7 protein-coding genes are annotated in these 8788 nt (G+C 55.9%); 6 read left to right on the forward strand and 1 reads right to left on the reverse strand.

Features of this window, described 5'->3' with window-relative positions; genetic code table 11:
- Positions 1–32: 32 nt before the first annotated feature.
- On the reverse strand, positions 33–683 hold the full coding sequence (locus RMO15_RS04790; protein ID WP_309708543.1) for a sugar transferase: 651 nt from the start codon (positions 681–683) through the stop codon (positions 33–35).
- Between the two features lie 443 nt (positions 684–1126).
- Here RMO15_RS04790 and RMO15_RS04795 point away from each other — a divergent pair, with 443 nt between their 5' ends.
- The 6 genes from RMO15_RS04795 to RMO15_RS04820 are packed head-to-tail and all read left to right on the forward strand — an operon-like array spanning position 1127 to position 8686.
- Complete coding sequence (locus RMO15_RS04795) at positions 1127–2458, forward strand: SLBB domain-containing protein (RefSeq protein WP_309708547.1); 1332 nt, start codon at positions 1127–1129, stop codon at positions 2456–2458.
- Position 2459: 1 nt separating this feature from the next.
- Positions 2460–3989: a hypothetical protein gene (locus tag RMO15_RS04800; RefSeq protein WP_309708550.1), complete on the forward strand. Its 1530-nt coding sequence runs from the start codon at positions 2460–2462 to the stop codon at positions 3987–3989.
- A 12-nt stretch (positions 3990–4001) separates the two neighbouring features.
- Entirely contained in the window at positions 4002–4832 is an 831-nt protein-coding gene (locus RMO15_RS04805) for a CpsD/CapB family tyrosine-protein kinase (protein WP_309708554.1), read from the forward strand.
- Positions 4833–4841: 9 nt separating this feature from the next.
- Positions 4842–6164 carry a glycosyltransferase family 2 protein gene (locus RMO15_RS04810; protein ID WP_309708557.1) on the forward strand — a complete coding sequence of 441 codons (1323 nt, stop codon included), beginning with the start codon at positions 4842–4844 and terminating at the stop codon, positions 6162–6164.
- Positions 6161–6298, forward strand: coding sequence for a hypothetical protein (locus RMO15_RS04815; protein WP_309708559.1), 138 nt, complete (start codon positions 6161–6163; stop codon positions 6296–6298). Before RMO15_RS04810 ends, RMO15_RS04815 begins: the two co-directional genes overlap by 4 nt.
- 27 nt (positions 6299–6325) lie before the next feature.
- Positions 6326–8686, forward strand: a complete 2361-nt coding sequence (locus RMO15_RS04820) for a glycoside hydrolase family 44 protein (RefSeq protein ID WP_309708562.1) — start codon at positions 6326–6328, stop codon at positions 8684–8686.
- Positions 8687–8788: the final 102 nt, after the last annotated feature.

The raw sequence follows: 8788 nt of genomic DNA on the forward strand, positions 1-8788 counted from the left end.
CAAAAGTGCTAAAGTTAACAAATCCCAAAAAACTAGTACGCCCCATCCCCTTTGAGGATCGCAGGGATCGCCCGTAGGAGAATAGAGAGGTTCAGCCAGAGGGAACGTCCTCGGACATACTCCAGATCGAGCTTAATCCACTCCTCGAAGGTAAGTGCGGAGCGACCGGTTACTTCACGGAGGCAGATTAGCCCTGGAGGGACAGAGAGTCGTTCTGCAGGGTAGTTTTCACAGCTCTCGATCTCACTCGGAAGATGTGGACGAGGTCCGACAAGGCTCATATCGCCACGGAGGACATTCCAGAGCTGGGGCAGCTCATCCAGGGAGTAGCGGCGGAGCGTTCGCCCAATTCGGGTGATGCGGGGGTCCTTCTTCATTTTGAAGATTGGACCGGTTGCCTCGTTTTGTGTCTGGAGGCTCTTTTTCAGAGCTTCCGCATTGGGAACCATGCTGCGAAACTTATAGAAAGCAAAACACTTGCCTCCTTGACCAACACGGTGTTGGGAAAAGAGTATAGGGCCACGATCCTCTACCCAGACGAGGGCAGCGATGGTTCCAAAAACAGGTGCCAGCACAAGCAGTGCTCCTGCGGATACTACAATATCTAGGGCACGGTTCAGGGGCTCGCGCTTGTTCAAATTCGCTTTTGAGGGGATTTCCATAACCGCAGACAGCTTAACCATTCGTCTTAACATTTCTCCTAAGTTCTCTCCGCGACGAAGGCGGACGGAACTAAACCCCTACCGTTTACGTGCCAAAAGCGAAGTGATAAATCAAAACTGGTATTTTTTCGGATAAGGAATTCGTATATATTTGTCTTGATTTTTACGTAGTTAATATTAATTGTAGGTAGGAGGGCTAGTTTAATTGCTGGGTAATGGTGATATATTTACGGGTTTTTAGTTACTTTGTGCGTAAATAGCTAAAATTAATCTGAGAAAGCATAGGGCTTTGATCCGATCTACTAGACGTGATCATTTTGGTAAGAGAAAAATTTAGAAATTTATTCTGGTTGCGAGAGAAATGGCACGGTGGTTGCTTTAGTACTCTGGGTAGCTGTGCCGGAGTATTTAACTCAAGCACGAACAATTTTACTCTAGCACTTGAAGAACAGGGAGTTTACAAAATGAGAAACAAGCAAGCAGCACGTTACATCATCGCACTGGGGGCCGTTGTCAGCAGCCAGTCCGCATGGGCCAGTGGGATTGTTCCCACCTCTGCCGTTGTACCTATCGTGCTCGGACAGCAGGCGCTACGTAAACCTGAGGCACGCCCATTGCTCCTCCCTTCGGCTCCTGCAGCCGTAAAAACAGCCTTTCCTTTGCCGGTGGCTCCTGTGCGCTACAAAGTGCGCTCTGGCGACTCCCTGGAGATCAAGATCATGGGACGTCCTGAGCTGACACAGTCCATGACCGTCGCCCCGGATGGCACCATTATCTACCCCTACGTCGGTGAGGTCGCTGTGGCAGGCGACTCCGTGATGCAGATCATCAGCAAACTCAAAATCGGCCTGAAGCGCCAGTTTGAAAACCCTCAGCCTATCGTCTCCGTGCTCAAGCGCCAGATGGGAGAGGTCTCCATTCTGGGGCCAGTGAAAGAGCCCGGTAAGAAGGAGCTAGGAGATGACTGGCGTGTGCTCAATCTGATTGCTGAGGCTGGTGGGATGACGGTCGAGCGCACTGAGTTTGTGACGATCCGCCTGGTGCGCCGTGGTGGGCAAGTGACCTTTAACGTGGATCCCGTCCAGCTACTTGGCTCGGGCGATCCCAAGCTCAACTACCTGCTTGAAGATGGTGACCTCTTGGTGATTCAGGAGCGCGATAAGAACGAGACCATGGTGCAGGTTCTGGGAGAAGTGGGCAAGCCCGGCTATGTCGTAGCCCCCCGAGATGGCTCTCCGATTGCAGCGCTGGCGGCAGCCGGTGGCTCCAGTAGCAAGGCTGCTCTCTCCCGAGCAAGCATCCGCCGTGGATCGGGTGGCACTCCCATTCCCGTGGATCTCACGAACCCTGATCGCCTTCCTCAAAACCTCCAGCTTGGCCCTGGTGATACCCTGGTGATTCCCGCCAATGTCAGCCAAGTGTTCTTAACAGGCAGTGGGGTTGCCAAGCCCGGCATGGTGGAGCTGCCCGATAAAGTTCAGCCCACGATCTACTGGGCGATCCAGCAAGCAGGTGGCATCACGCAAGAAGCCGACCTGAAGAATGCCTCAATCACTCGGCTGGCACCCAACGGAACTCCGATTACCGAGAAAATTGACTTGGAGAAAGTGCTGAAGAACCGTACTGCCCAGGGTAAGGATGCTGAGGCTGCTGCCCGGCTGAACCGGATGCTCATGCCTGGTGATATTCTCGAAATTCCCACAAAAAGACGGCGCTCGGGAGGTTTTCGTTTAGGACTCAATGAGCTGACACTGGGGCTTTCGACATATCTGATGCTTCGTCAGGTGGGCCAATAATATGTATCGTCGGACAAATATTCTCTATCGCGTGGTAGATGCACTCTTTCGGAACCGTAACTTGGTTCTGATCACGATGCTCTGTGTGGCAATTCCGGTGGCGCTTCTGCTGATCGTCAAGGCCAAGGGGTATACAGCCACGGCTGCGATTCGTATTGCCTCCGAGGGTGATGGGATGAAGACTCTCGCCGGAGGCGGACTCAATACCGATCAGACCGGCTGGAAGAGTGCCTCCGAGACCCATGTCGCCAATCTCACCACGTTGTTGGTAGATGCCAAAGAGGGGGGATTTGTTGATGATGTCTTTAAGCGTGCGGCACTGGCGAACCCTATCTCAATGGCACCTGGGGTAGACGATAAGCGTGTGGGAGCTTTCCTAAAGTCCATCTCGATGAAAAACGAGCAAGATAAGCTCTTCTCCATCAGCATGACCTGGGATAACCCTGAGGAGTGTAAAAAGCTTGTCCAGGCAGTCCAGGAGCAATATATCTACGAGCAAGTAACCGCCAAACAGCGGGCTTCTGAGAGCTCGGCGACCTTTCTAAAGAGCCAGATTGATCAGCAAGAGCAGCGTGTGAACCAGGCCACGAGTGCCCGTGAGATCTTTCGCAAGAAGTACCCCGAGATCGGGCCGACATCGCACGAGCAGGCACTCGACTATCTTCAAGTGCTCCAGGATCGGCTCCGCCGTGACCGTGCCATTGTCGCAGAAGGCGGCGAGGGCGCACTGCTTCCCCGAACCGAGAGCAAGTACATCGAGAGCGAGGGTGACCCCGCTCCCACCTTCAACCTGGGGGAGACACCGGCACAGAAGCACCTGATGGAACTGCAAGACAAGCGCAACCTGCTCACCAGTGGAGCCGGAGCCATGCGGAAAGACTCAGATGAGGTGCGTGCGCTGGATCGCCAGATTGACCAGGCGCGGCTTGATCTTGCGCGAGAGCGCCGCCAGAAGCCTGTCGGAGGGGGTACCAGGCGCCGTGTGCCCAACCCACTCTACGCGGAGATGATGAGCGAGGCCAACCGCTCCAAGCTCACCACACGCTCGGCAAAGGCAGAGATCGAGGATATTACCAAACAAATTGTGGCACTGGATAAGAAACTCAAAGAGCTTCCCAAGCTTCAGAACGAGATGGAGAAGCTCGATATTCGAGTCAACTCTGAGCAGAACGCTCTTGGCAAGCTCCGTGATGGCTACAACAACGCTCTCTCGCAAGCCAATCTGGAAAAAGAGAAGGCCAGTCAGACTCTCAAGCCTGTAGGTCAGGTGGTCGCGGTCAGCCTCTCGGGAACCAAGAAAAGCATCACCATGGGGCTCATTAGTCTGCTGCTGGGAGCCGTTGTGGCGGGGCTGATCGTGGCGCTACGTGAGTGGTCCGATCCGACCATCCGCTACGAGACAGACATTGAGCAGGCGCTGGATATCCCTGTCCTAACAGGACTGCCAGACACTCGGGCTGTTCTCACCCCCAAAAGTGTCAATGGCAGGTCGAAGAAAAACCGTGCGCTACTGCCCTCACTGGATAACTAAGGAAGACGAAACGTGATTACCCGTAACCCTGATACCCACCAGCTCCCCACAGAGGAGAATAATGAGTCACGAGCCATGGAGCGAGTCTCTGTCTCCATGGCTCCCAACGTGACCGTGGTGCCATCTGAGGCGCTCCGACGTGTCCATGTGGCGATTGAGCGAACGGATGCAGACTTTGCACAGCTTCATGCCGCCATGGAGTGGCAGCTTGCTGAGAGTGCCAATGCCAATCACTGGGATGATGCCGCTGAGCACCTAACCGACCCACTGCTTGATGTGGATAGTGTCTTTGGGATCACCAGTGCCGTGCCGGGCGAGGGCAAGACAACCATTGCGATGCATCTTGCCTTTAGTATTGCCCGCAACAGTGGCCGAAAAGTCTGCTTGATTGATCTGGGACTAGGAGACAACGAGATCTGCCGCCGCATTGGCGTGCGCACGGAGAAGGGACTCGTCAATGTGCTCGAAGGAGAGGACTACATTATCCGAACCCTTCAGCTCTCTGACTGCGGTGATCTCTCGGTGATGCCTGCCGGTAAGCTTCCTCGCAATCCCAACAAAGCCGCACGCTCTGCCGCTGTCACGGAGATTATTGCGGCGGCTCGTGAGATCTACGACACGGTTATTGTGGATCTGCCTGCCGTCTCGACAGGAAATGCTCTGCCGATTGCCGAGCACCTCGATAAGGTGATGCTCGTTGTCTGCTCGGGAGTGACGCCCAAAGATATCGTCCAGCAGGCTGTAGATCGGCTCGGGCGCAAACGAGTGCTAGGGGTGGTGCTGAACCGCATGAAGTCTTCGATGCCCAACAAGATTCAGCAGTTCTTCCGAAAGGTCGCTTAGGAATTCTGAATGAGTGAGCTTTACACGACATTTACCTACACGTGTCTGACGGGCTGGATGGTACTCGGAACCGCAACTCTGGGGAGTACTCTCTACCTGTCTGAGCTCATGTGCCGTGCCGCTATCTTGCAAGATCGGCGTAAGCGCACGGCGGCCTGCCTCTTCGGAGAGCAGCAGCCTCGGCTGGTTGTCGTCATTCCGGCGCACGATGAGTCGGTTGTGATTCGATCCACGCTGGAGAGCCTGCTGGCACAAAGCTACTCGGGCTCGCACTTTGAGACCGTGGTGGTGGCAGATAACTGCTCCGATAACACGGCCAGCCTGGCTCGTGATGCAGGCGCGACTGTCTTGGAGCGCTGCAACCCTCAGGAGCGGGGGAAAGGCTACGCCTTGGAGTGGGCCATGAGCCAGCTCTGGGAGCGGGAGGAAAAGCCCGATGCGGTCGTGATTATCGATGCGGATACAAAAGCGGCTCCCGATTTTCTTGCCGTGATGGCACAAGAGCTTTTTGGCGGTGTGGCTCCCGAGAGCTGGCCGACCCATCGCAAGGCGGTTCAGGGACGCTACGGGGTGCTCAATGGCACGGAGTCATGGCGGGCAGCGCTCATGGAGGGGGCTTTTGAGCTGGTGAACCATGTGAAACCTCTGGGACGTAGCCATAAAGGATTCACGGTTGGCCTGAAGGGCAATGGCATGGGCTTCACACGTGCGGTGCTCGAAACCGCTCCCTGGAGTGGCAGTAGCATCACCGAGGACATTGACTACGGCCTCGACTTGCTCCTCAAACAGGGCATTGTGGTTGACTATGCCCCTCAAGCAGTTGTGAGAGCGCAGATGCCCAACACGAGCCAGCAGGCGACCTCACAACGAGCGCGCTGGGAGCAGGGCCGCTACCGACTTTTGCGGCAAAGAGCCCCCCAGCTTTTTCTCGCCGGTCTCCAGAGACGTGATGCACGTCTTATGGATGCTGGGCTTGATCTACTTGTTCCTCCACTTGCGGAGCTGGCGGCCTTTCATGCCGCTTGGGCAGGTCTAACTCTCCTCTGCCTTAGACTATGGATTCTGATTCCCATCTGGGCACTTCTGGTGCCTTTCTCTCTGGCGCTCTATGGGCTCTATATTTTTGGTGGTCTCAAGGTCTCTGGAGCACGCCCTGACGTGTATAGCGCACTGATCCGGGCACCTTTTTATGCCCTCTGGAAGTTTGCTCTCTATATTTTTATGAAGCTCAAATGGGGTAAGAAGACCCCCCAAGAGTCACTAGAGTGGGTACGGACAGAGCGAATGCCGATGGGCGAGGAGCCTCAGCGCTCACTGGAGGATGCGGCGTGAATCTGGTGATCGGAATCGTCTTTATGGCGACTTTAATGGGGCTCTTTGTGCCACGCTGGCAGGCTCGGCACTGGGTTTTTCTAGGGGGCTGGGTGATTCTGATGGTAGTCGTCTCTTATTTTAAGGGACGGTAGGTTAGGTTGAGTGAGATGTTTACAACTATGGCAGCAACTCCCGTTCGAGAATTAAGTGAGGAAGATCGTCGCCGCCGTGCTCAGGCACGTGCGGCACGTCGTCGTCGTGAAGAAACGGATAAGAGACGTCTTCGCAAAGAACGAATTACGTTTGTTCTGCTTGGAAGCGTCGGTAGTGTCGCGGTTCTAGGAGCTGTCTGGGGGGTAAAGAAAATCAATGCAGGCGGTGGCGTGCGCGAGACTGCCAAGGGTATCGTTAAGAGCTTTGCCGCCACCACGGGAATCGGGCCACAAGGCATGGTTCCCGTTGCGCCCACGGAGCGCGCCGATGAGCCTATTCTCGTTTACCGCGATGGGCTGGGGGAGGGCTGGGAAGACTGGGCCTGGGCCACTCATGACAAGGCCTCAGTGGCGATGGCCGCCAATGGGATCAACGGCGTCTCGATGACTCTCAAGGGGAGTGAGGGGCTCTACTTCCACCACACGGCTTTTCCTGCCAATGGCTATGGCACTTTGGAGTTTCTCTACAAAGGAACTCCCAATGCTGTGATGGTGACTGTCTTTGATGAGTCCAACAAGCCACGTCGTCAGCTCACTCTGGATCCGTATGTTGTCAATTGTGCCGAGGGACTTAAGCCCGATTGGCGCAAGATTCGGGTTCCTCTCAAGGCAATGGGGGTGGGCAATGGAGAGAAGATAAGTGGTGTGGTTTTCCAGTGCGCTATCTCGACGGCAAGTGGCGAGGTTGGCTTTGATGATATTTACCTGATGCCTGATACCAGCTTGCCTGAAGCACCCAAAGCCCTGACAATTCCTGTGACGGTAGATGCGCAAGCCGAGAAGCGCCCTATCAGCCCGTATATCTATGGCGCTGCCCATGCTAGCAAACAGGAAGCAGAGGCTCTGGGGCTTACACTGAACCGCTGGGGAGGCAATCCAAACTCGCGTCACAACTGGGTGAGTAATTTCTGGAACTCTGGAAGTGACTGGGAGTTCCGAAATCACGCGGGGGAGAAAGCCTTCACGACACCAGGCGCGGCTGCTGATGGGTTTATTCAGGGCAACCGTGATCTAGGAATTGCCAGCTACATGACCGTGCCAACACTGGGCTGGGTTGCCCGTAGCGGCGATACTGCCATTAAGTCGGAGAACGTCCCCTGGAACACCGGCCCTGGTGTCTCCGGGTGTGATGGCCCTGTTGCAGGCTACGACCCGACAGCAAATCGCCAGCGCACTAGCGTGCGCTCAATGGCACGCAAGGGGCGGTCTTTTGAGCCGAATCCCAAGCCCGGCACCACGGTCTACCAAGACGAGTGGGTGGCGCACTTGGTCAAGACCCATGGCAATGGGGCAGGCAGTGGCGTGCGCTACTACGCCATGGACAACGAGCCCGACCTCTGGTCCTTTACCCATCGTGATGTTCATCCGGCACAGATGGGCTACGACGATCTCTTTAAGAACTTCACCGAGTATGCCACGGCAGTGAAAGACGTTGACCCGACTGCTCTGGTGTCTGGGCCTGCGGTCTCGGGATGGATCAGCTACTTCTACTCTGCGCTCGATAAGGGCAGTGACAACTTCCGCACGGGAGCGGATCGTCAGGCACATGGGGGAACGGCCTTTATTCCGTGGTTCCTCAAGCAGGCACAGGCGTTTGATGCCAAGCGTGGCAAGCGGACGCTGGATGTCTTAGACATTCACTACTACCCGCAGGGCGAGAATATCTACAGCGATGCCAAAGATCCCGCGACACGTAACCTGCGGATTCACTCCGTGCGGAGCCTCTGGGATAAGAACTACCGCGATGAGTCCTGGATCGCCAACACGGGGGATGGCCCCACGGTCAAACTGGTGCCTCGGATGAAAGAGTGGATCGCGCAGAGCTACCCCGGCACGAAGCTCGCCATCGGGGAGTGGAGCTTTGGAGCCGAGGGCGATATCAGCGGCGGCTTAGCGGCAGCCGAGGCACTGGGGGTCTTTGGAAAAGAAGGGGTGGACATCGCCTGTTTCTGGACGCGCCCCAAGCCATCCACGCCTGCTGCCGCCGCCTTCCAGCTCTTCCGACGGCCCGCTCCGGGGCAGTCAGGCTTTGGTGACACGGCCTGCAAGAGCACCTACGAGCAGAATGAGCGCCTGGCAGTCTTCTCTGCAATCGAGAGCAAGACGGGCGCACTAACACTGGTGCTCATCAATAAAACTCCCAAAGCGACGATCACGGTGCCTCTGAGCCTTCAGGGGCATGACGGAGGCGCTACCAAGCTCTGGCGGTTCTCAGTCGCAAAGCCTAATCAGGTCAGCGAAGAGCCTGCTCCCGCAATCAATAGCGGAAAAGCAAACATCAGCCTGCCACCCTATTCCGCCACTCTCCTGCGAATCGGAGGGAAGTAACGTGGTGAAGAGACGACGGTATGAGCCGGTCTACCAGCCGACAAACGTCCTTGGCCTTCGTGAGACAGAGAAGCGACAGCGTCTCCAGCAGACCTTTTTAGG

The organism is Armatimonas sp., assembly GCF_031410135.1.
Lineage (GTDB): Bacteria > Armatimonadota > Armatimonadia > Armatimonadales > Armatimonadaceae > Armatimonas.

Coding starts and splice junctions, on each gene's coding strand:
- RMO15_RS04790 (WP_309708543.1), bottom strand. CDS start 683: ATGGTTAAGCTGTCTGCGGTTATGGAAATCCCCTCAAAAGCGAATTTG.
- RMO15_RS04795 (WP_309708547.1), top strand. CDS start 1,127: ATGAGAAACAAGCAAGCAGCACGTTACATCATCGCACTGGGGGCCGTT.
- RMO15_RS04800 (WP_309708550.1), top strand. CDS start 2,460: ATGTATCGTCGGACAAATATTCTCTATCGCGTGGTAGATGCACTCTTT.
- RMO15_RS04810 (WP_309708557.1), top strand. CDS start 4,842: ATGAGTGAGCTTTACACGACATTTACCTACACGTGTCTGACGGGCTGG.
- RMO15_RS04820 (WP_309708562.1), top strand. CDS start 6,326: ATGGCAGCAACTCCCGTTCGAGAATTAAGTGAGGAAGATCGTCGCCGC.